The 19,657-nt window shown below is 68.3% G+C and carries 19 protein-coding genes and 2 pseudogenes; 9 read left to right on the top strand and 12 right to left on the bottom strand.

Going from position 1 to position 19,657, the window contains the following annotated elements; genetic code table 11:
- Positions 1-5: 5 nt before the first annotated feature.
- A pseudogene (locus tag WBN46_RS08825) lies at positions 6-803 on the top strand (TIGR03915 family putative DNA repair protein); the annotation flags it as partial.
- Between the two features lie 102 nt (positions 804-905).
- On the opposite strand, the gene WBN46_RS08820 reads toward WBN46_RS08825, so the two are convergent.
- The gene (locus WBN46_RS08820) at positions 906-3,476 is read right to left on the bottom strand and encodes a TonB-dependent receptor (RefSeq protein WP_337731196.1); all 2,571 of its coding nucleotides are present in this window, start codon (positions 3,474-3,476) and stop codon (positions 906-908) included.
- Between the two features lie 649 nt (positions 3,477-4,125).
- Here WBN46_RS08820 and WBN46_RS08815 point away from each other — a divergent pair.
- The gene (locus tag WBN46_RS08815) at positions 4,126-5,055 is read left to right on the top strand and encodes a hypothetical protein (RefSeq protein WP_337731195.1); all 930 of its coding nucleotides are present in this window, start codon (positions 4,126-4,128) and stop codon (positions 5,053-5,055) included.
- Here WBN46_RS08815 and WBN46_RS08810 read toward each other — a convergent pair.
- Together WBN46_RS08810 and WBN46_RS08805 are read right to left on the bottom strand one after the other, a co-directional pair.
- Positions 5,016-5,405 carry a DUF1428 domain-containing protein gene (locus tag WBN46_RS08810; protein WP_337731904.1) on the bottom strand — a complete coding sequence of 130 codons (390 nt, stop codon included), beginning with the start codon at positions 5,403-5,405 and terminating at the stop codon, positions 5,016-5,018. The genes WBN46_RS08815 and WBN46_RS08810 overlap by 40 nt on opposite strands.
- A pseudogene (locus tag WBN46_RS08805) lies at positions 5,400-5,753 on the bottom strand (DUF1428 domain-containing protein); the annotation flags it as partial. The pseudogene WBN46_RS08805 and the gene WBN46_RS08810, both read right to left, overlap by 6 nt.
- 139 nt (positions 5,754-5,892) lie before the next feature.
- Between WBN46_RS08805 and WBN46_RS08800 the strand changes: the two are divergent.
- Complete coding sequence (locus WBN46_RS08800; RefSeq protein WP_337731194.1) at positions 5,893-6,621, top strand: hypothetical protein; 729 nt, start codon at positions 5,893-5,895, stop codon at positions 6,619-6,621.
- 9 nt (positions 6,622-6,630) lie between these two features.
- Here the strand turns inward: WBN46_RS08800 and WBN46_RS08795 are convergent, their stop codons facing one another.
- Complete coding sequence (locus WBN46_RS08795; RefSeq protein ID WP_337731193.1) at positions 6,631-7,731, bottom strand: DUF1615 domain-containing protein; 1,101 nt, start codon at positions 7,729-7,731, stop codon at positions 6,631-6,633.
- 105 nt (positions 7,732-7,836) lie between these two features.
- On the opposite strand from WBN46_RS08795, the gene WBN46_RS08790 reads away from it, so the two are divergent.
- Positions 7,837-8,511: a GNAT family N-acetyltransferase gene (locus WBN46_RS08790; RefSeq protein ID WP_337731192.1), complete on the top strand. Its 675-nt coding sequence runs from the start codon at positions 7,837-7,839 to the stop codon at positions 8,509-8,511.
- Between the two features lie 20 nt (positions 8,512-8,531).
- Here WBN46_RS08790 and WBN46_RS08785 read toward each other — a convergent pair whose 3' ends face one another.
- Complete coding sequence (locus WBN46_RS08785; protein ID WP_337731191.1) at positions 8,532-9,569, bottom strand: helix-turn-helix domain-containing protein; 1,038 nt, start codon at positions 9,567-9,569, stop codon at positions 8,532-8,534.
- Between the two features lie 99 nt (positions 9,570-9,668).
- Between WBN46_RS08785 and WBN46_RS08780 the strand changes: the two genes are divergently transcribed.
- Both WBN46_RS08780 and WBN46_RS08775 read left to right on the top strand, forming a co-directional pair.
- On the top strand, positions 9,669-10,427 hold the full coding sequence (locus WBN46_RS08780; RefSeq protein ID WP_337731190.1) for a sterol desaturase family protein: 759 nt from the start codon (positions 9,669-9,671) through the stop codon (positions 10,425-10,427).
- A 68-nt stretch (positions 10,428-10,495) separates the two neighbouring features.
- Positions 10,496-10,879, top strand: a complete 384-nt coding sequence (locus tag WBN46_RS08775) for an STAS/SEC14 domain-containing protein (protein ID WP_337731189.1) — start codon at positions 10,496-10,498, stop codon at positions 10,877-10,879.
- Between the two features lie 204 nt (positions 10,880-11,083).
- Here the strand turns inward: WBN46_RS08775 and WBN46_RS08770 are convergent, their stop codons facing one another.
- The 7 genes from WBN46_RS08770 to WBN46_RS08740 form a co-directional block, all read right to left on the bottom strand.
- Entirely contained in the window at positions 11,084-11,641 is a 558-nt protein-coding gene (locus WBN46_RS08770; protein WP_337731188.1) for a redoxin domain-containing protein, read from the bottom strand.
- Positions 11,642-11,714: 73 nt separating this feature from the next.
- Positions 11,715-12,491: a hypothetical protein gene (locus tag WBN46_RS08765; protein ID WP_337731187.1), complete on the bottom strand. Its 777-nt coding sequence runs from the start codon at positions 12,489-12,491 to the stop codon at positions 11,715-11,717.
- Positions 12,492-12,582: 91 nt separating this feature from the next.
- On the bottom strand, positions 12,583-13,227 hold the full coding sequence (locus WBN46_RS08760) for a MarR family transcriptional regulator (RefSeq protein ID WP_337731186.1): 645 nt from the start codon (positions 13,225-13,227) through the stop codon (positions 12,583-12,585).
- Positions 13,228-13,300: 73 nt separating this feature from the next.
- Positions 13,301-13,834 (bottom strand): hypothetical protein, encoded by a 534-nt coding sequence (locus WBN46_RS08755; RefSeq protein ID WP_337731185.1) that lies wholly within the window; start codon positions 13,832-13,834, stop codon positions 13,301-13,303.
- 21 nt (positions 13,835-13,855) lie between these two features.
- Entirely contained in the window at positions 13,856-14,362 is a 507-nt protein-coding gene (locus WBN46_RS08750; protein WP_337731184.1) for a hypothetical protein, read from the bottom strand.
- A gap of 10 nt (positions 14,363-14,372) precedes the next feature.
- Entirely contained in the window at positions 14,373-15,458 is a 1,086-nt protein-coding gene (locus WBN46_RS08745; protein ID WP_337731183.1) for a hypothetical protein, read from the bottom strand.
- A gap of 133 nt (positions 15,459-15,591) precedes the next feature.
- Positions 15,592-16,005, bottom strand: a complete 414-nt coding sequence (locus WBN46_RS08740; protein ID WP_337731182.1) for a DoxX family protein — start codon at positions 16,003-16,005, stop codon at positions 15,592-15,594.
- 115 nt (positions 16,006-16,120) lie between these two features.
- Here WBN46_RS08740 and WBN46_RS08735 point away from each other — a divergent pair, with 115 nt between their 5' ends.
- The 3 genes from WBN46_RS08735 to WBN46_RS08725 all read left to right on the top strand — a co-directional run bounded on the left by WBN46_RS08735 (position 16,121) and on the right by WBN46_RS08725 (position 19,654).
- Positions 16,121-17,032, top strand: coding sequence for a LysR family transcriptional regulator (locus tag WBN46_RS08735; protein ID WP_337731181.1), 912 nt, complete (start codon positions 16,121-16,123; stop codon positions 17,030-17,032).
- Positions 17,033-17,123: 91 nt separating this feature from the next.
- Positions 17,124-18,518 (top strand): DUF1800 domain-containing protein, encoded by a 1,395-nt coding sequence (locus tag WBN46_RS08730; RefSeq protein WP_337731180.1) that lies wholly within the window; start codon positions 17,124-17,126, stop codon positions 18,516-18,518.
- A 2-nt stretch (positions 18,519-18,520) separates the two neighbouring features.
- Positions 18,521-19,654 carry a DUF1501 domain-containing protein gene (locus WBN46_RS08725; protein ID WP_337731179.1) on the top strand — a complete coding sequence of 378 codons (1,134 nt, stop codon included), beginning with the start codon at positions 18,521-18,523 and terminating at the stop codon, positions 19,652-19,654.
- The last annotated feature ends 3 nt before the right edge of the window (positions 19,655-19,657 follow it).

Here is a 19,657-nt window from a genome sequence, read left to right as displayed (position 1 = left end):
CGGGAATGTTCCGTGCCACGGTGACGCCTGCGTGGGATCTGGACGCCTGGCGCGTGCAGGCACGGCATGCGTGGGAGGCGGCCCTGCCGCCGGACGCAGTGGACTGGCAGGCCGATGCGCAGGGCGAACTGCTGGGGGGTGCAGCCGTGATGGACCAGCCGGTGCAGCGGACGGGATTGTCGGTACCGGCGGACTTCATGGCGTTCGCCGCCGCGGTGCTGTGCCACCGCGATGCCGGCCGGCATGCGCTGCTGTACCGCCTGCTGTGGCGCATCGGCAATGGCGAGCGCGCGTTGCTCGACCGTGCCACCGATGCCGACGTGCACCGCGCGACCCGCTGGGCGCAGGCGGTACGGCGCGACACGCACAAGATGAAGGCGTTCGTGCGCTTCCGCCAGGTCGACGACGAGGACAACCACTATCTCGCCTGGTTCGAGCCGGACCATTTCATCGTCGATCGCGTCGCACCGTTCTTCATGCGCCGCTTCGCCGGCATGCGCTGGGCCATCCTCACGCCGTATCGCAGCGTGCAATGGGATGGCGCGCAGCTGTGGGCGGGCGAGGGCGCGCAACGATCCGATGCGCCGGCAGACGATGCGGAGGATGCGCTGTGGCGCACTTACTACGCCAACATCTTCAATCCCGCACGCCTCAACACGCGGATGATGCGGCAGGAAATGCCGCAGAAATACTGGAAACACCTGCCAGAGACCCACCTGCTGCCGGATCTCGTCCGCGAGGCTGGCCGGCGTGTGCGCGAGATGGACGAACGCGAGGCACAGGCACCGCGCCGCCGCATTCCCTGCCGGGCGACGCCGTCCGAATGAAGGCGCGCACCGCTGGCACGCGGCCGCACCTGGCGCGGCACGCCACCGGTGCCCCGTGCGGGGCACCGGTCCGCGCGGTCAGAACTTCCAGCCCACGCGTGCGTAGTAGAAACCGCCGTTGAAGCCGTAGGGCGAGTGCACGGGATAGGCCGCGCCCGCCGCGGACGCACCCCACGGGTTGTCGTCCGGGGTTTCGTCGAACAGGTTCTGCGCACCGACGTTGACGTACAGGCCGGAGGGGAACGTCCAGCCCACTTCGGCATCCACGATCACCTTGCTGTCCTCGTAGATAGGCAGGCCGCCGTCGTCGATGCTGATGGCGCCGCTGTCCAGGTGATCCTCGTACCAGGAGCCGTAGTAGCCCAGGCGCAGGTTCGCGTGGAAGACCTCGCGCTTGTGGTTGATGCTGAAATAGCCCTTGGTCTTCGGCAGCGATTCCTCGATCTTGTAGACGCGGGCTTCGTTGATGAAGTTGGGGTCGTAGCGGTCCACCTCGGTCTTGTTCCAGTTGGCGGCGAGCGAATAGGTGGTCGTGCCGCCGAAGTGGTCCGTTTCCACGCTGGTGACCAGGTCCACGCCGGTGGTGGTGGTGTCGAACGCGTTGCCGAAGTAGGTCACCGAACTCAGCGATGCCGCTTCCGGATTGCCGGAGGCCACCAGCGCATCGCGTTCCTCGGGCGTCAGCGCGAAGCTGGTGCTCAGGGCGATGCGGTCTTCCACCTCGATGCGGTAGCCGTCCAGGGTGACCAGCCAGTCGCCACTGCTCCACACCATGCCCAGCGAGAGGTTCTTGGACTCTTCCGGCGTCAGCGCCCGGGCACCCTTCAGGATGGCGATGGGATTGGTCGGTGGCAGCGTGGCGATGTCTTCCAGCACGCTGCCGTTGAACGCGGTACTGATCTGGCTGATGTTGGCCTGGCCCGGGGTGGGCGCACGGAAGCCGGTGTTGTACGCGCCGCGCAGGGCGAAGGTGTCGGACACGTCGAAGCGCGCGGTCAGCTTGCCGTTGGTGGTGCTGCCGAAGTCGTCGAAATCCTCGTGGCGCACGGCGGCGGCCAGCAGCAACTGTTCGGTGAACTGCGCCTCCAGGTCCAGGTAGACCGCCCAGTTGCGCCGATCCCATTCGCCTGCGGTGCGCGGGCTGAAGCCGTTGAAGCCGTTCGAGCCCAGTGCGAAACCCTGTTCGGTCAACGGGCCGATACCGGTGGAGGCATCGTCACCGGCCTTCACCTCGAAACTCTCCTCGCGCCATTCCGCACCTGCGGACAGGCGCAGGGCTTCGGCGGTGAACGAGGTCTCGATGTCGCGGCCGACGTCGAAGTTCACGCCCTTCTCGGTCTGGGTATTGCCGCCGGGACTGAAGCGCAGGCCCGCGGGCTGCGCTGCGCCGAGCGACGCGTTGACCGTGTTGTAGATGACGAAGTCGATATCGTTGCGGCCGTAGGTCGCACTGACATCCCAGTGCCATGCGCTGCCCCAGGTGCCCTTGACGCCGCCGACCACGGACATGTCTTCCAGGCTGCCGCCGAAGCGCGGCGTGAAGCCCCCGGGCAACGTGGACAGGAAGGTGAAGCAGTTGGCCGGCAATGCGGCCACTGCGGTGCTGACCGTGCTGTACGGGATGAGGTTGCCGTTCGCGTCGCGCAGGGCGATGGTCGGACAGCCGCCAGCACCGGTGGTGTCGCCGATCAGCAGGGTCTCGCCCCCGTCGTTGGAGTACACGCCGGAGCGCGCGGTGGGGTCACGGAAGTAGAAGCCGCCATCGACCTCGCGCTGCGCGTAATTCCCGAACAGGTAAACATCGACGCTGTCGCCGGTGATGCCGAGGTTGGCGACGAACTTGAGGTCGTCGTCCACCTTCGGCGAGCCCCAGATCTGTGCCGGCACCGGCACGCCGGGATAGCCGGCCGCGATCGCCGCTGCGGCGTCGTTGCGCTGCACGCTGCGCGAGGTGTCATCGGCCTGGCGCCATTCGGCGGTCAGCGTGGCGTAGCCGCGCTCGGTCAGAGGCAGGCCGATCTGCGCGGAGTACTGGGTGGTGAAGCCATCGCCTTCGTAGTATTGGCCGGCGAAGGCTTCGAAAGCCCCGCCTTCGCTGATCTTCTTCAACCCGAAGTTCACGACGCCCGCGATGGCGTCCGAGCCGTATTGCGCGGCCGCGCCGTCGCGCAGCACTTCCACCTGCTCCAGCGCCAGCGACGGAAACACCGAGAGGTCGGGGCCTTGCGAGCCATCGGACAAGCCATGGCCCAGGAAGGTGATCACGGCGGAGCGATGGAAGCGCTTGCCGTTGACCAGCACCAGCGTGTTGTCCGGCGGCAGGCCACGCAGGTTGGCGGGACGGATCAGGCTGGCGGCGTCATCGATCGGGATGGTGCTGACATTGAATGAAGGCACCAGCACGCGCAGCTGGTCGAGCGCATCGGTGGCGCCCTGGTTGCGGAACTCCTCGGCACTGATGATGTCGATCGGAACGGCGGAGGAGGAGACGGTGCGCGGCTGGCCGCGACTGCCCAGCACCGAGACGGTGTCGAGCGTGGTGGCCTCCTCTGCCGGCGGCGTCGCCGCCGGTGCGGGTGAAGGTTCCGTCGTCTGCGCGACGGCGGTGCTGCTGCCGACCAGGGTGGCGGCGGCGAGGGCCCATTTCACTGCGGATGCCAATGGCGTGCTCGAAACACGTACGTGCGGCTTCTCTCTGTTGCCCATGCGGTGCGCCCCTTGAATGTGCTGTGTGGTGTCGAAGTTGTTCTTGCGCGAGTGCCGTCAGCGGCCACGCGGATACCGCCCGCACTCCGGGTAGTGGGCGTTACACATTGCTGTCATCGCCGTGCTACCGCCTGCACCTTAGGCGGCAGCAAACAGCTCGAAACGAGGCATGGATCACACGATGGCGCGGTGCACAACGAAAGTAATCATCGTTCCGTTTTTTGCACTCTTCGCACGCTTTTCACGCAGTCCCATGCACGCGAACGGTGCGCGTTGCGCCAGTGTTGTGCAGCGACGCCGCGCGCATGCGTATACGTGCGCGTGGAAAACGTCGAAGTCCGCCAGGGACGCGAGATGCACCGCATGCGTGCACTCGCGATCAAGCCTTCGCACCATGCGGGTTCGCCCGGGTCTGCATGGACATCATCGAGTGGGGGCCGTCGACTTCAGGCCGCAGGAATCGCGACGCGTGCCAGCGCGGATCGACGGCGTCGCATGTTGAGCGGGGCTCAAGGCTGGCTTGCGGAATGTTCGCTTCGCCCAGCGCAGCGTGCCGCGTAGCGTCGCGCCAGCCCTGCGATGAGGAACCGACATGTTGCGTGCCACGGGTCTGTTGCTGCTTTCCGGTCTCGCCATCAGCGGCATGGCGGGCGAACCCGGGAATCTCCCCATCCCTGTCCCGCAGCGATGGACGCCGCCTGCGCTGAGCAGTGACCAGTATGAATCGTCGCCCGTATTCTCCCCGGATGGTCGCGAGGTGTTCTTCTTCCGCGCACCGCCGTCGTTCGACCGTTATCGCCTGCTGTCTTCGCGGTGCGAAGGCGGGCGATGGCGTGCGCCACGCGAGCCGACCTTCGCCGGCGCAGCCGACGCGCTGGAAACCGATCCCGCCTACAGCCACGATGGCACCTGGCTGTATTACGCCAGTGACCGCGCGAACAAGGACGATCTGGACATCTGGCGCGTGCCGCGCCACGCCGACGGCCGCTTCGGTGAACCCGAGCGGCTGCCAGCGCCGGTGAATTCGCCGCAGACCGAACTGCTGCCACGGCCACTGCCGGATGGCCGCCTGCTGTTCGGATCGCACCGGCCGGGAGGCATCGGCGGACGTGATCTTTACATCGCCACGCTGCGTGCCGACGGTCGCTGGGATGTCGCACCGCTGCCGGCGCCGGTCAACACCGCGGCCGATGAATACGAGGCCGATCTCGCGCGCGATGGCCGGGTACTGGTGGTGGTCGCCAACCGCGGCACCCGCTCGCACCTGTATGTCTACGATCACGACGGCGACGCGTGGCGCGAACGCGGCCGCGTTCCGGCGCGCGATGATGTCTTCCAGGTGGGGCCGCTGCTGTCGCCGGATGGAAGGCGGCTGCTGTTCGCCCAGGCCGATGGCGACGCATCGGGCGAGTTCTTCCTGGTCGATCTCGCGCCGGGGGCCGACTTGGCATGGCCCCCGGCGTGCGGTGATGCGCGCGCAAGTCAGCCGCGCAATTCGACCACCGGCGAGAATCCGCCATAGACCATGCGCTGGCCGTCGAACGGCATCGGCGGATTGTCCGGATTGGACGGGTCCATGCGCGGGTCTTCCATCATCTTCTGCATGCCGGCATCGCGCGTGGCCTTGTCCGGCCACTCCACCCACGAGAACGCCACGGTTTCGTCGTCCTTCGCCTGCACTGCACGGAAGAAATCGGTCTGCGTGCCGCGTGGCACGTCGTCGCCCCAGCCTTCGATGATCCGGGTGGCGCCGAAGCCCATGAAGATGCTGTCGAAGGTGTTGGCGTAGTCGGTGAAGGCGGCCTTCTTCGCCGTGGGTGCCGCAAGGATGAATCCGTCGACATAGGACGAAGGTGCATCCGGGCTGCCCAGTTCCAGTGCCGGGGTGAAGCCGCCATAGATCAGTCGCTTGCCGTCGAACGGCATCGGATTGTTCTCCGGCGACATGCGCGGGTCTTCCATCATCTTCTTCATGCCGGCGTCGCGGGTGGGCTTGTCGGGCCACTCGATCCATGAAAACACCACGCTTTCGTCTTCCTTCGCCTGCACGGCCTTGCGGAAGTCGGTGACGGTGCCGTCGGGCACGTCGTCGCCCCAGCACTCGATGACACGGGTGGCGCCCTGTTCGATGAACACGGGGTCACCATGGTTGGCATGGTCGATGAACTTCTGTTTGTTGGCGGTCGGCACGGCGGCCACGAAACCATCGATGTAAGGCATGGGAAACCTCCGGGAATGCGACGCCGGAATGGCGCCTTCATGGATGCGACGAGTGGGGTGGGCGGAATTCGACAGACGGCTGGCCGGTACCGGCCGGGCGGGGCGTTCAACCTGCCACGATCCGGACAAAGGTGGTGTGATGGTTTCTGCAACGGGCGCGGTGCCGCGCCGGGCTGGCCCATGGGGCATCGGCAGCGCGGCGTGGATCCTGGCGCTGGCGGCACTGGTGCTGGCGGGATTCTGGAAGACGTACTTCAGCCGGTTGAGCCTGGCCGATCTGGTCACGCACCTGCATGCCGGCCTCATGCTGGCATGGATGGCGATGCTGCTGGTACAGCCCTGGCTGGTGCGGACGCGGCGCATGTCGCTCCACCGGCAGGTGGGGCAGTTCTCGTACGGCGTGATGCCGGGTGTGCTGGTGACGGCGCTGTGGCTGTCGCAGCTGCGCATGGCCGCGGCACCGCCGGAGATGTTCGGCCTGCAGGCGATGTTGCTGTACCTGGGCACGGCGGCGTCGGTGATGCTGGCGTTGTTCTGGGGCCTGGCCATCCGCCATCGTCGCGATTCCGCGCTGCACGCGCGCTACATGGTGGCCACGGCGCTGGTGATGATCGATCCGGCGATGGCGCGCCTGGTGCTGGCGCTGTTGCCCGAAGGCGTGCGCATCAATCCGTCGTGGGTCGGCTATGCGCTGACCTTCGCCGTGCTGGGGCTGCTCATGTGGTGCGAACGTGGCGCCCCGCGTGGCCGCGGCGTGTTCCGTTTCGTCACGCTGGTGTTCGTGGTCAACTTCGTGCTGATGCACGTGGTGCCGGGCACGCAGCCGTGGCAGGCGTTCGCGCGCTGGTGGGGCGGGCTGGCCGGCTGACGCGCGTGCTCAGCGCTGCAGGCAATGCCGGTAGCGCTCGTCCACACGCGTGGCGAACCACGCGGTGGTGAGGTCGCGGGTGATCTTGGGGCTTTCCAGCTTGATGCCGGGGATCATCGCGCGCGGCAGCGGCTTGCCGGCGCGGGCCTCGGCCAGGGCATACACGCGCGCGTACAGATCGGTATCGCCGAAGTCGAGCCGGTTGCCGCGCTGGAGTGCGGCGCGGATCGCACGATCGTCCATCCGCAGCGCGTCGGCCAACCTGCGGACCGCGCGTTCGGTCTGGCCCGGCGTGTCCAGCGGTGCGCCGGGATTCAGCAGGTCGCCGTCCAGGGCGAGCGGCACCCCGGCCGCGATGCCGACGGCGTTCTGGAATGCCGCATTCCGGCTGGCGTACCAGCCGGCGTTGTAGTCGGCGAAGCGATGCACCTTGCGCGTGTACGGCGTCTGGTATCCCAGCAGGTGGGCGATGCCGAAATACAGGCCGCCGCGACGGGTGAATACTTCGTCGCGGATGCTGCCCTCGACGGGATACGGATAGTCCGATGCGTTCGATTCTGCGAACGGAATGCCCACCTGCATCGGCCCGCCGGTCTGCACCGGGTTGTAGTCGGAGAACAGCCGTCTGCCCAGCGGCACGCTGCCGATCAAGTCCTGGTAGATGTCGCTGAGGTCGCGCTCCGTGCGTACCGCGCGCAGCCGCTCGGCGTAGCTGCGCCCGTCGGGTGAACGCAACGCGAGCGCGGCATCCACCATGAACCCCGGTACGTGCAGGGCCGACGCGCGACGGTCGATCTCGCCGCGTGCGATCTTCGGCAGGTTGGCGACCGCCGGATTGGCGACATAGCCGGATTCCTGTTCGGTCACCGCCAGCACCGCGCAGATGTTCTCGCTGTTGGGCTCGATGCGCTGGGCCGCGAACGCGGTCTCGATGTCGGCGGCCCAGCGTTCGCGGTCGGCGACCTTGGCCGGCATGCGCCGCACGATTTCGCTGCGCGTGTCGGCCGGCGGGCGTATAGGGGTGGGGGGTGCGGTGGCGCAGGCCGCCACAAGGAGCGCAGACGCAATCGGGAGCACGCGCAGCAGGAAGCGGAGGGCAGGGGTCGTCATGCGCGCAGCATACGTAGCGCGGCGGTGGGATGCACCATGGTTCGCCGCGTCATGACCTTGCGTGTCCGGCATGGATAATCACGGTTCCGCACCTCGTGCCCGCCGATGACCGACACACTCGACAATCCATTCTGGGCCGCGCTGGATTCGATCCACCGCGACATCGCCTTGCGTGCGGGCGAGGTAGCCCGGTATCCCGCCGACCACGCGCCGTTCCTCGGGGTCGCGTCCCCTGCGGTCCGCGTGGGCGATGCCTTCGAACGCCTGGTCGCGCCGGGCGAATCGGTCTATCTGCTCGGCGTCGCGCCCACGATGCCGGCGGGCTGGGCGCTGCAGGCGTTCCGGCCGCTGGCCCAGATGGTCTGCGATGCGCCGCTGGCGTCTGTGGACGGGCCGGAGATCATGCCGTTGGGCGAAGCCCAGCGGGCCGACGTGCTGGCGTTGACGGCCCTGGTGTATCCGCACTACTTCAGGCCGTGCACGATGGACATGGGACGTTACTTCGGCATCTACGAACATGGCCGGCTGGCCGCGATGATCGGGGAACGTCTGGGCAGCGACGCCACCCGCGAGATGAGCGCGATCTGCACGCACCCGGATTTCAATGGCCGTGGCTACGCGCGTCGCCTGACCGTATGGCTGACCAACGACACGCTCGCGCGTGGTGTGCAGCCGTTCCTGCATGTCAGCCATGAAAATCCGCGGGCCAAGCAGTTGTACGAGCAGCTTGGCTATCGCGTGCGACGCGACATCGGCTTCTGGTCGTTGCGGCGCGCGTGAGGAGGGATGCGCAGCGGGCGCTAGGGTGCGCCCGCCTGCTGCAGCATGCGGCGCATGCCGCCGAAGCGCCGGCGGTACTGCGCGGGCGACAGGCCGACCTTGCGCCGGAACAGGCGGCTGAAGTAGGCCGCGTCCTCGTAGCCCACGGCCTGCGCAATGGCTTCGACGGCGTCGTCACCGGTTTCCAGCTGCTGCTTGGCTTCTTCCAGCCGCAGCGTGTGCACATATTCGAGCGGTGACAGGCCCGTCGCCTGCTGGAACCGGCGCGCGAACGTGCGCTCGGCCAGGCCGCTGGCCTGCAACATGCCCGCGACGGGCGCCGACGTGTCGTAGTGCTGCGCGATCCACACCTGCGACCGGGTGACCGCGGTGTCCGAATTGGTGCGCGTACGCGCCAGGTTGGCGAAGGGCTGCTGGCCGGTCTGGTGCCAGTCGATCAGGAACACGCGCGCCGTCTGCATGGCGCATTCGATGCCGGCCACGCGTGCGATCAGGTACAGCGACAGGTCCTGCCAGCTGGAACCCCCGCCCCCCATCACCAGGCGCTGGTCCGGGCCGGCGGTGACGACCACGCGTTGCGGATGGACCTTCACGCGGGGGTGCCGCTCGGCCATCGCGTCGCAGTACGCCCAATGCGTGGTCGCATCGCTGCCGTCGAGCAGGCCGGTTTCCGCCAGCAGCATCGCGCCGGTGCAGGCGGCGGCGATCACGCTGCCGCGGGCATGGCAGTCCCGCAGCCAGTGAGCTTCCTCTTCGTAGCCGTGCAGGGCGATGTCGCCCGGATAGATGGCCAGGTCGGGGATGCAGATGAAATCCGGGGCGGGCAGGTCGCGCATCGCGACTTCCGGGGTCACCACGATGCCGTTGATGACCGGCATGGGCGTGGTGTCGCGGGCCACCACGATGGGACGGAACACCGAAGCACCCGGTGGCTCCCCGATCATCGCCGGCCAGTCGCGACCAGCGGAATTGAACAGGTCGTACATGCCGTACAGCACCGACGCGGCGGCACCGTGGGTGGCGAGCAGGGCGATGGTGGGGGGATCGCGGCGCGGCATGACGGAAATGTCAGGTTGGCGGCGGAAATGGCTGCGGTGCCAGGGCGTGGCGGCCCGTATCGTGCCGCCTCCCCGTAGTAGAACAGAGCTGCTGCCGTCATGCCATCGCCCCTCGAACTCCTGCTTCACCCCCTGTCGTTCGCCTTCTTCGGCATGTATGCCGTGCTGATGCTGTGGGAGGCGATCGCCCCCGCGCGCGTACTCCCCCGCGTCGCGCGCTGGCGCACGCGGGGCCTGCTGGCGGCGGTGTTCTACTTCCTGCTGTCGTCCTATCTGCCGATGCTGTGGACGCAGTACCTGCTGCCCCTGCAGCTGGTCGACCTGAGCCATCTCGCGTGGCCGGTCGGTGGACTGGTCGGCCTGCTGGTGTACCAGGCGCTCGCGTACGCGTGGCACCGTGCATTGCATGCCAACGACGTGCTGTGGCGCTTCGGCCACCAGCTGCATCACAGTGCGGAGCGGCTGGATACGTTCAGCACGTTCTGGTTCAGTCCGCTCGATACGCTGGGCTGGACCGCTGTCGGCAGTCTCGCGCTGACGCTGGTCGTCGGGCTGAGTCCGGAGGCGACCACGTTTGCACTGCTGGCAGCCACACTGCTGGCGATGCTGACCCATGCCAACGTACGCACGCCGCGCTGGCTGGGCTGGTTCGTCGAGCGCCCCGAGATGCACTCCTGGCATCACGCGCGCGGCCTGCACCGGCAGAACTATTCCGAATTGCCGGTGTTCGATCTGCTGTTCGGCACCTTCCACAATCCCCGCGGCTTCGCCCCGCAGACGGGTTTCCACGAAGGCGGTTCCGCGCGGGTCATCGAGATGATGATGGGGCGCGACGTGGCACGCGATCCAGTTTCGTGAAGCGCCCTTGACGCGCCTGCGGGCGCCGACGGGTATGGTCGGGCACTCCCTTCGACGGAGTGCCTCGCATGATCGAGATCCTGAGCAGCCCACCGCACGTGGCTGCCTACCGCTTCAGCGACCAATTGACCGGCGAGGACTATGACGCCTGCATCGCCGATATCGAAATGCGCCTGGCGCAGTTTCCGCGCATCGCCGTACTCGGCGACATCAGCGACCTGCACGGACTGTCGGTGGACGTGATCGGCAAGGATCTGCGCTACGCGTTGGCGAAGCGCGGGGAGTACGCGCGCTTCGCGCGGGCGGCGGTAGTGACGGACAAGCGGTGGCTGGTGGCGGTGACCGGCGTGGTCGATCACCTGATGCCGCAGACCGAGATGCGGACGTTCGCGCCGGAGGAGCGGATGATTGCACTGGCCTGGGCGGCGGAACTGGACCCTTCGCTGGTCTGATGAACCGGGTTACGGGAACAGCGCGCCACCGATCAGCGCCAAGGTCATCCCCAGGCCCATGAAGGCCAGGCGATGCATCAGCGGGAAGGTGGCAGGGGTGGCCGAACGGTGCATGGTGCTATCCAAACTCAACGGGCGCGAACGCGCCGTGAAACCCCTGTGCCTCATCCAACGCCACTACCGGTGGCCACCGGCCAGCGGGCTTCACGCAGGCAGCGCGCATCCCTCCGGACCGCAGCTTTCACCCGCCACCGTCCGGGACTGCTCTCCACCGGCACGTGGGCCCGCCTGTGCCTCATGCACCAGCGCCGCGATCTGCGCCCCCAGCACCAGGTCGCTGACCTGGCCGAAGTGCTGGTGGCGGATGCGTCCTTGCGCATCGATGAGGGTGAGCGTGGGCGTGCCGCGCATCGCGTAGGCCTGCATCGTCTGGGGGATCGGTCCGTGCGTGCCGGGGCGGTCCACGCCGACCGGGAAACCGATGCGGTATTCGCGCAGGAAGGCCTGCAGCGACACCGGCGTCATCGCGTCATGGTGTTCGAACACGGTGTGCAGTCCGATCACGGCGACCTGGTCGTCTGGGAACGTGGCATGCACGCGCGCGGCCTGGGGCAGGCCGTGCGACACGCAGCCGGGGCAGAGCATCTGGAAGGCTTCCAGCACGACGACCTTGCCGCGCAGGGATTCCAGGGTGATGGCGTCGGATGTGTTGAACCAGCGGTCCACCTGCCAGGGTGGCGCCGGTCGGGTTTGCGTTGTCATGGGGGTGATCTCGTGATGCGCGGCGGCGAACGGTCCGGGAAGCGGACCGTCACCGCGTGGCGCGTACAGCGGTTTACTGGTTGGGTTTGCCGGGCAGGCTCAGGTTGCCCGAAGCGACCTTGAACACGTCCACCACGCACAGCAGCGGCGCATGCACGCTGGCATTGACGCGCAGGCCGGCGGTGACGCCGTCGAAGCTGCCCGCGGTGACCACGCCGATGTCGTCGAACGGCACCTTCACTTCCACCGTCTCGGCATTGAGCGTGGGGCTCCAGCCCGGGCTGTCGAGCAGGATCGGGAAACCCGGCCACGTCTTCGGCAGGCGTGGCTTGCTGCCTTCGGGAATGTCGACCACCGCGAGCGCGCCAGGGCCGCAGGCCTCGTTCGGTTTCAGCACGACCCAGTGGCTGTGCCAGAGGTTGCCGTCGTTGTCGAGCTTGCCGTCGCCGTTCTCGTCGTACAGCGGCGTGTCGTCGAAATCCGGATGCGCGGTGACCGCCATCGCCAGGATGCCGGCGCCTTTCTCGAAGCCGACTTCGTACGGATCGATCGTGGTCGGCCACACGTAGGAGAACACATCGCTGCCGGCCAGCTTGCCGGTGGCGGCGGGCGTGCTCTTGCCGGCCTTGCCGGACACGGCCATGTGGAAGGTGGCGATGTTCTTCTCGGTGGTGATCCTGGTGTGCACGATGTCGAAATCGGCGACCACCGCCTTGTCGGCGGCGGGCTTGATGCCGCCGGTGTGCGACGTGCCGTCATGGGCCTGCAGACCGCCGACGACCAGCGCGAGCGCGGTGGCCAGTGCGAAGCGTGTGGCGGATGTTTTTTTGCGGGATGTGTTCTGGCGCATAATCGAATTCCTCTTGCTTGCTCTTGCAGGGTGGGTGGGAGGTACCGGGCGGCGTCCGATTGCAGTCGGGCGCCGCCCATCTTGTTTCCGCCTACGGCGGAGTCGGTTGGCGGAAGCGGGCCACGCTTCCAAGCCGTTGTGCGTCATCGGCGGGCTGCTGTTCGGCGCAGTCCACGCGCAGTTCGGCATCGCCGAACGGTGTACCGAGGAAGGCGCAGACATGCGGTGCCCCGGGTTCGCCCGAGGCGAAGGGGCGGAAGAACTCGCAGCCCAGGCAGGTCCGCAGGCCGGTGGCCAACCCCTGTTCCTGCGCCTCGTTCACCAGCAACTGGGTAACGCGCAGCAGGGCGCCGAGGTCGGTTTCGCCCAGAGATTCGACCAACGAGCCCATGCCCTGGTCCGGGCGCTGCAACTGCGTGGCCATGCGCGAGCCGGAGGAGGTCAGCCTTACGCGCGCCGCGCGCGCATCGTCGGGGTCTGGCGTGCGACGGATCCACTGTTTGCCTTCCAGCGCCTTCAGCGAGTCGCTGAGGCTGGCCGGCGACACGCCCAGGCGCTCTGCGATCTGGCGGGCACGCAGGCCGTCCTGCACGCCCTGCAGCATGCGCAGCACTGCCGCCTGCGTCGGCGGCAGCGAAGGCGTGCCATCCTGGCGCCACGATTGCGCGCGCACCAAGTGGGCGAGCTGCTCCAGGCCCCGGGTGGCCTGCCTGCGCTGGAAGGGGGTATCGATCATGGCCAATAAGTTAGGAGTCCTAACTATATAAGTCAACGACCGTTCGTCGGCTTGGCGAGACAGGCCCATCGCGTCACCAGCGCATCATCGGCAAGGGATCCAGCGGGTGCCGGCGCAACCGCTGCAGGGTGAGCATCGCCAGGCGCCGGTGGAAGCCCGCATTCGGGAAGGCGGCGATCACCTCGCGCACGGCATCGCGAGGAAGCCCGAAGCGGCGCGCGCCCCGGCTGACATCGATCCAGTCCGCACGTCGGAACACCTCCACGCTGGCCCGCGTGCCGGGTGGCAGCTCGCGGATCCGGTGGTGGGCATCGATCATCGCATCGACCTCGTCGCACCAGTCCGCGTGGCCGGTGGCATGCAGATGCGCGCGCGCCAGCTGGCGCGACGGTGGCAGGTAGTCGAACGTGCCGGCCGTCCAGATTCCAAGGTCGTGGAAGGCGACCGCGATGCTCAGCTTCTCGAGCGCGAGGGCATCGCCGGGTGCCAGCAGCCAGTAGAAGTTCGCCACCCGGTACGCGTGGTGGCGATAGGCGATGGCGTCGCCGCCCAGCGACGCCGCGTGCGCGGCGAGCAGGGCGTCCAGCGCCGGCAGCGCGATCAGCATGGCCGCCGCGCGTCCGCTGGCTCAGGTCGCAGGCTGTGCCAGGGTCGTGCGTCCGCGGCGCAGTGCGCGCACCTGCAGCACCATGCCGACGAGGAACACCAGGAAGGTGCCGCCCACCAGCTTCTGCAGCAGCGGGTCCTGTGGCCCGGAGACCAGCGGCGCGCCGATCGGCACGCGCGTGAGCGTTTCGGTGAAGCCGGGGATGAAGTGGAAGTACACCGTCAGGGTGAATCCCAGCGATGCGGCGACGTGCCGCCACGAGCCGGATACGGCGTTGCGCCCCAGCAGCACCGCAAACGCAAGCACGATCAATGTCAGCACGGTCAGTCCGTGCGCCTCGCTCAGCTTGCCGGTCCGCATCAGGAAGAAGCTGGTGATGCAGGTGGCGACGGTGAACCACGTGTACGTCTTGCCGAGCGGCGTCGCATAGCGGATGTCGTGATAGCGCAGCAGCGCGTACAGGCCGCCGAACAGCGAGACCAGGCTGATGGCGGTGTGGAACCAGCCGAAGGGCGTGATGTTGAGCATGGGGTGTTCCTCAGTGGGCAGGCGGTGGCGGATCGGGAAGATCGAACTGCACGAGGTTCCAGCGGGTGACGTCCTCCTCCCACTCATCCCCACGCGCGGCGGTGAGGGGCAGGGCCAGGTTGGCGACGATCATGCGGCGACCCTGCACGGCGGTCGCTGCGGGGAACAACAGGCCGCGCGGTGTGCCGTCGCCATCCACGCCCAGGAAGTCGCCGGCACGATGGCGCACGCGCCCCTGTTCGTCCAGTGCCACGATCGTGTCGATCTGGTTGGCGGCGACCCACAGCAATCCCCGGTGGAAGAGCAGGCCATCGGCGCCGTAAGTGCCGTCGGTCAGCACGTCGATCGCACCGTCCGGCATGCGCTTGCGCAGCACGCGCCCGTCGCCGGCGTTGTTGATGTAGAGCATCGATTCGTCGGCATTGAAGGCCAGTCCGTTCGCGCCGAACGGCAGTGCGCCCGTGGTCGCGAGCAATGGATCGCGCGCGAACACGTCGATGGTGCAGGGCCGGCATGTGGTCGCCTTCGCGATGCGGTAGATCGCACCCTGGAAGGAGTCGGAGACATACAGCGTGCCGGCGCGGTCGAACACCAGTCCGTTGATCGCCGGGAAACCCTGCGATCCATACGTGATCGTGTCCTGGCTGCCATCCGGATTGTCGACACGGCGTGCAGGCGGGGCTGTCGGCGACAGGGCCGTGAACGTTGCGACATCCTCCACCGTGCTGTCTGCATCGAACCGGGCCGGCAGCCGCTGGAGTTTCGATGCCCCGAAGTTGAGTACGTAGACGTGGCCGTCGCGATACGCCACGCCGGTAAGTGGGGTAGCCCCGAAGCGGCGTTGCGCCAGCAGGCGGCCGTCGGCGCCGAAACGCAGCACCTGGTTGTCGCGGTCGGTCTCGGGTGAACGGGCGTCGAAGGTGCCGACGTAGACCTCGCCGCTCGCAGGATCGACGTCCAGACTCTCCGGGTGCCGCGCATCGGGCGGCAACGTGGCGAACGCGGTCACCGGCAGGCGACCCACGTCCGCCGCATGGGAAGGCCCCGCTGCCGGGAGCATGGCAAGGCCGAAGGCGAGCAGGAGGCGACCGGGCATGCGCGGCTCCACGGACGGGTCAGTCCACACGTTGGCATGCGCTTCCGGCGGGCGCTTGTACCGGCGTGCGGGCAGGGCCTGGAATGCAGAACGCCGGCGGGTGCCGGCGTTCCAGGTAGGACATGAAGCGACTTCAGCGGTTGTCGATGCTCCAGCTGCCGGCGCCGCGGGCCGCAAGCGTGATGAAACCACCCGCGATGGCGACGTTCTTCAGGAACATGATCTGCTGGATCTGGTCGCCCAGGTTGCTGTGGAACAGCACAGCGCTGGCGATGGAGAACACCGCAAGAATGCTGGCGACGATGCGGGTCTTGTAGCCGGCGATGATGGCCAGGCCGCCGAGCACTTCCAGCGCGATGACCAGCGGCAGCAGGGCGCCGGGGACGCCGACGGACTCCATGTAGCCGGCGGTACCGGCGTAGGCGGCCAGCTTGCCGAGGCCGGAGATGACGAACAGCGAGGCGAGCAGGCTGCGGCCGACAAGGTCGGCGGCGCCACGCAGGGCGGGAAGGCGGGTGGTGGTCGGGGTGGCGGTAACGGTGGACATGGTGGACTCCAGGAATGGGGTGGTGGGTGCAGCGGGTACGGAGCGCAGGTTAGGCCGTCGCCATGCATCCCGGAAGCCTATATATTTCGATGAAATCCATCGTTCGGAGCGATAGATGCTCGATGCCGTCACCCTGGACCAGCTGCGCACCTTCATTGCCGCCGCCGAGCAGGGCAGCTTCTCCGCCGCAGGACGCAAGCTGCGGCGTGCGCAGTCGGTGGTCAGCCAGACGCTGGCGAACCTGGAGCTGCAACTGGGCGTCACGTTGTTCGACCGCCGTGCCCGCTACCCGCAACTCACCGACGCCGGCCGTGCGCTGCTGGTGGAAGCGCGCGCGGTGGCCGGGCACATGGACACCTTCAAGGCGCGTGCCCGCAGCATGGCCGAGGGACTGGAGCCGGAACTGTCGGTCGCGGTGGACGTCATGTTCCCGATGGACGCACTGACGCGCGCCGCCGCGCACAGCGGCATCGCGTTTCCGCACACGCCGTTGCGGCTCTACGTGGAAGTGCTGGGCGGCGTGATCCAGCCGGTGCTGGACGGCACTTGCCGCATCGGCGTGGTGGGCTCGTTGCCGGAACTGCCGGACGTGCTGGCAGTGGAGCCGCTGGTGTCGGTGCCCTTCGTCACCGTGGTCGCGCCCGCGCATGCAATGGCCGGCATCCGCGGCACTGTTCCGACGAAGACATTGGCGCAGCATGTGCAACTGGTGCTCACCGATCGCACACCGCTGACGGCAGGTCGCGATTTCGCGGTGCAGTCGCCGCTGACGTGGCGGCTTGCAGACCTTGGCGCCAAGCATGCCTTCCTGCGCGCCGGGCTGGGCTGGGGTCACATGCCGATGCACATCGTCGAAGAGGACCTCGCGGCGGGCCGCCTGAAACGCCTGCGCATCGCAGACGCGGATCCACGCTACGCGCAGATGCCGATGCGCGCGGTGTGGCGCAAGGACACGCCACCGGGCCCGGCGGGACGCGCGTTCATGGCGCAATTGCGCGAGGGCCAGGTCGGCGCTCCAGTCGTGTGAAACCGCTTCGACATCGCTGACGATACGTGGAGCGTGTCAACGCGGATGCGGGCCGCGCGTTGGAAGGAGTATCGCCCCACGGAACTCCGCGATGATCCGCCGCGAAACCATCAGCGCCGCCAACCGCTTCGGCCTGGGCGCGCGACCCGGCACGCTGGCGCAGGTCGACGACCCGCGAGGCTGGCTGCATGCCCAGCTCGAGGCGCCAGCCGTCGCGCCGCGCGCCGCATTGCCTACCAGCGTGGACTACCTTCGGCAGGAATACGACTACCTGCGTGCGCGGCGCGCGGCTCGCAATGGCGACCGCGATGCGGCAATGGGGTTCCGCGAACGTTTCGCCCGATCGCAGCTGGACGAACTCGGCTGGCGCTACCGGCAGGCGGTCGCCACCGGACAGGACTTCGTCGAACGGCTGGTACGGTTCTGGTCGAACCACTTCGCCGTCTCCGCGGACAAGCGAACGGCGGCCCTGTATGCCGCGCCCATGGAGCGCGAAGCGATCCGCCCGCACGTGACCGGTACCTTCGCCGACCTGCTTGTCGCGGTGGAACAACACCCCGCGATGCTGCGTTACCTGGACAACGTGCGGTCGATGGGCGAACAGTCGCGCCTGGCGCAGCGCGCGCGTCGCCGCCGGGAAGACGGAGACGACGATGCGCCGCGCACAGGCCTCAACGAGAACCTCGCGCGCGAGATCCTGGAACTGCATACGCTGGGCGTCGATGGCGGTTACGCCCAGGAGGACGTGCGCGAACTCGCGCGCGCGATCACCGGCTGGAGCGTGCCGTTGCCGCGCGACGCCGGGGCGGGTGCCGCGACGGCGTTCCGGTTCCGCGCCAACGCGCACGAAGCGGGCACGCGCGACGTGCTCGGGCGTCGCTACGCGGCGGAAGGCGAAGCCCAGGGCCGCGCCATCCTGCGCGACCTGGCGGTGCACCCCGCCACGGCGCGCCACGTCTGCGGCAAGCTTGCGCGGCATTTCGTCAGCGACGCACCGCCACGTGCGCTGGTGGATCGCATGGCCGGGGCGTGGGAGCGCAGCGGCGGTGCATTACGCGCCGTGTACGCGGCGATGATCGACAGCCCCGACGCCTGGGCGCCCGACGCACGCAAGCTGAAGACACCGGACGAGTTCGTCGTGTCGGCACTGCGCAGCACCGGCACGTTGCCGGGCGAGCAGCCGCGCGCGCTGGTCGGATTGCTGGGAAGGTTGGGGCAACCGCCGTTCACGCCGCGCTCACCCGCCGGCTTCGCCGACGATGCGGCGGAATGGAGTGGCGCCGATGCGGTATGGAAGCGCATCCAGGCCGCGCAGACGCTGGCCGAAACCGCGACGGGCACCGGCCCGGATCCGTTGCGCGTCGCCGGAGACGTCTTCGGTCCGCAGCTGGGTGCGGATACCGCTTTGGCGTTGCGCCGCGCCGAATCGCCGCGCGAAGGGCTGGCGTTGCTGTTCGCCAGTCCCGCCTTCCAGTGGAGGAGCTGACAGTGAAACTGACCCGACGCCATTTCCTCGCGGCCGGCGGTGCTGCGACCACGCTCAGCCTATGGCCGCGGCTGGCAGGCGCGGCCGATGCGCAGGACACGCGGTTGCTGGTCGTCCTGCTGCGGGGCGGGCTGGATGGCTTGCACGCGGTGATCCCCGTCGGCGACCCGCTGCTGGCGCGCATGCGCGGGGCGCTGATGGTGAAGGATGCGCGCCGGCTCGATGGCGATTTCGCGCTGCATCCGGCGCTGGCCTTCAGTCATGAACTCCACGCCCGTCGCGAATGGTTGCCGGTGCTCGCCGTGGCACCGCCGTATCGGCTGCGCTCGCACTTCGAGGCACAGGACAATCTGGAGAGCGGCACCGCCGTGGGCGGTGGAGCCTCGAACGGCTGGCTCAACCGCTGCGTCGCCGCGTTGCCGTCATCGCGTGCACTTGCGGTCGGCACGGTAATGCCGCTGATCCTGCGCGGGCCGGCCGACGCGACGACGTGGTCGCCGCCATTGCCGGAAGACGTCAATCCGATCCTGCTGCAGCGCCTGCAACCGCTCTACGCCGCCGATGCGCAGCTCGCGCAGCCGTTCGAACAGGCGGTCGCGGCGCAGGCCATGCAGGCTGGCGGCAACGTGGCGCGCCTGCCGCAGGCGATGGCGGCGGCGGCGCGCTTCATGGCCGCGCCCGATGGCCCGCGCATCGGCTTTGTCGAAAACACCGGTTGGGACACCCATGCGCAGCAGGGGCCGGTGCTGGCGCGCAAGCTGGCCGAACTGGACCAGGGCCTGCGCCAGTTCCATGACGGCATCGGCGCGCTCTGGGCGCGCACGGTGGTGATGGTGGTGACCGAGTTCGGGCGCACGGCCGCCGTCAACGGCACCGGCGGCACCGATCACGGCACCGGCACGCTGGCGATGCTGGCCGGCGGGACGGTGGCGGGAGGGCGCATCGCAGGCGACTGGCCAGGCCTGGCGCCGGCACAGCTCAACGAGGGCCGCGACCTGCGTGCGACGACCGACCTGCGCAGCTTGTTCAAAGGCGTGATCGGTGACCACCTGGGCATCGCGACATCGGCACTGGAGGCCCGCGTCTTCCCGGACAGCCACGCTGCGACGGCGATGAGGGGCCTGCTGCGCGGATAAGGC

Origin of the sequence: Pseudoxanthomonas sp. CCNWLW251 (genome assembly GCF_037402255.1) — a bacterium.
Lineage (GTDB): Bacteria > Pseudomonadota > Gammaproteobacteria > Xanthomonadales > Xanthomonadaceae > Pseudoxanthomonas_A.
The sequence above is the reverse complement of the archived record's forward strand: the minus strand, read 5'-3'. Positions and strand labels throughout refer to the sequence as shown.

What these genes read in the sequence shown, in the direction of transcription:
- WBN46_RS08790 (WP_337731192.1), top strand. Translation starts at nt 7,837, where the DNA reads ATGACCGACACACTCGACAATCCATTCTGGGCCGCGCTGGATTCGATC.
- WBN46_RS08815 (WP_337731195.1), top strand. Translation starts at nt 4,126, where the DNA reads ATGTTGCGTGCCACGGGTCTGTTGCTGCTTTCCGGTCTCGCCATCAGC.
- WBN46_RS08760 (WP_337731186.1), bottom strand. Translation starts at nt 13,227, where the DNA reads ATGATCGATACCCCCTTCCAGCGCAGGCAGGCCACCCGGGGCCTGGAG.
- WBN46_RS08780 (WP_337731190.1), top strand. Translation starts at nt 9,669, where the DNA reads ATGCCATCGCCCCTCGAACTCCTGCTTCACCCCCTGTCGTTCGCCTTC.
- WBN46_RS08800 (WP_337731194.1), top strand. Translation starts at nt 5,893, where the DNA reads ATGGTTTCTGCAACGGGCGCGGTGCCGCGCCGGGCTGGCCCATGGGGC.
- WBN46_RS08750 (WP_337731184.1), bottom strand. Translation starts at nt 14,362, where the DNA reads ATGCTCAACATCACGCCCTTCGGCTGGTTCCACACCGCCATCAGCCTG.
- WBN46_RS08795 (WP_337731193.1), bottom strand. Translation starts at nt 7,731, where the DNA reads ATGACGACCCCTGCCCTCCGCTTCCTGCTGCGCGTGCTCCCGATTGCG.
- WBN46_RS08755 (WP_337731185.1), bottom strand. Translation starts at nt 13,834, where the DNA reads ATGCTGATCGCGCTGCCGGCGCTGGACGCCCTGCTCGCCGCGCACGCG.
- WBN46_RS08775 (WP_337731189.1), top strand. Translation starts at nt 10,496, where the DNA reads ATGATCGAGATCCTGAGCAGCCCACCGCACGTGGCTGCCTACCGCTTC.
- WBN46_RS08765 (WP_337731187.1), bottom strand. Translation starts at nt 12,491, where the DNA reads ATGCGCCAGAACACATCCCGCAAAAAAACATCCGCCACACGCTTCGCA.
- WBN46_RS08735 (WP_337731181.1), top strand. Translation starts at nt 16,121, where the DNA reads ATGCTCGATGCCGTCACCCTGGACCAGCTGCGCACCTTCATTGCCGCC.
- WBN46_RS08745 (WP_337731183.1), bottom strand. Translation starts at nt 15,458, where the DNA reads ATGCCCGGTCGCCTCCTGCTCGCCTTCGGCCTTGCCATGCTCCCGGCA.
- WBN46_RS08770 (WP_337731188.1), bottom strand. Translation starts at nt 11,641, where the DNA reads ATGACAACGCAAACCCGACCGGCGCCACCCTGGCAGGTGGACCGCTGG.
- WBN46_RS08785 (WP_337731191.1), bottom strand. Translation starts at nt 9,569, where the DNA reads ATGCCGCGCCGCGATCCCCCCACCATCGCCCTGCTCGCCACCCACGGT.
- WBN46_RS08730 (WP_337731180.1), top strand. Translation starts at nt 17,124, where the DNA reads ATGATCCGCCGCGAAACCATCAGCGCCGCCAACCGCTTCGGCCTGGGC.
- WBN46_RS08740 (WP_337731182.1), bottom strand. Translation starts at nt 16,005, where the DNA reads ATGTCCACCGTTACCGCCACCCCGACCACCACCCGCCTTCCCGCCCTG.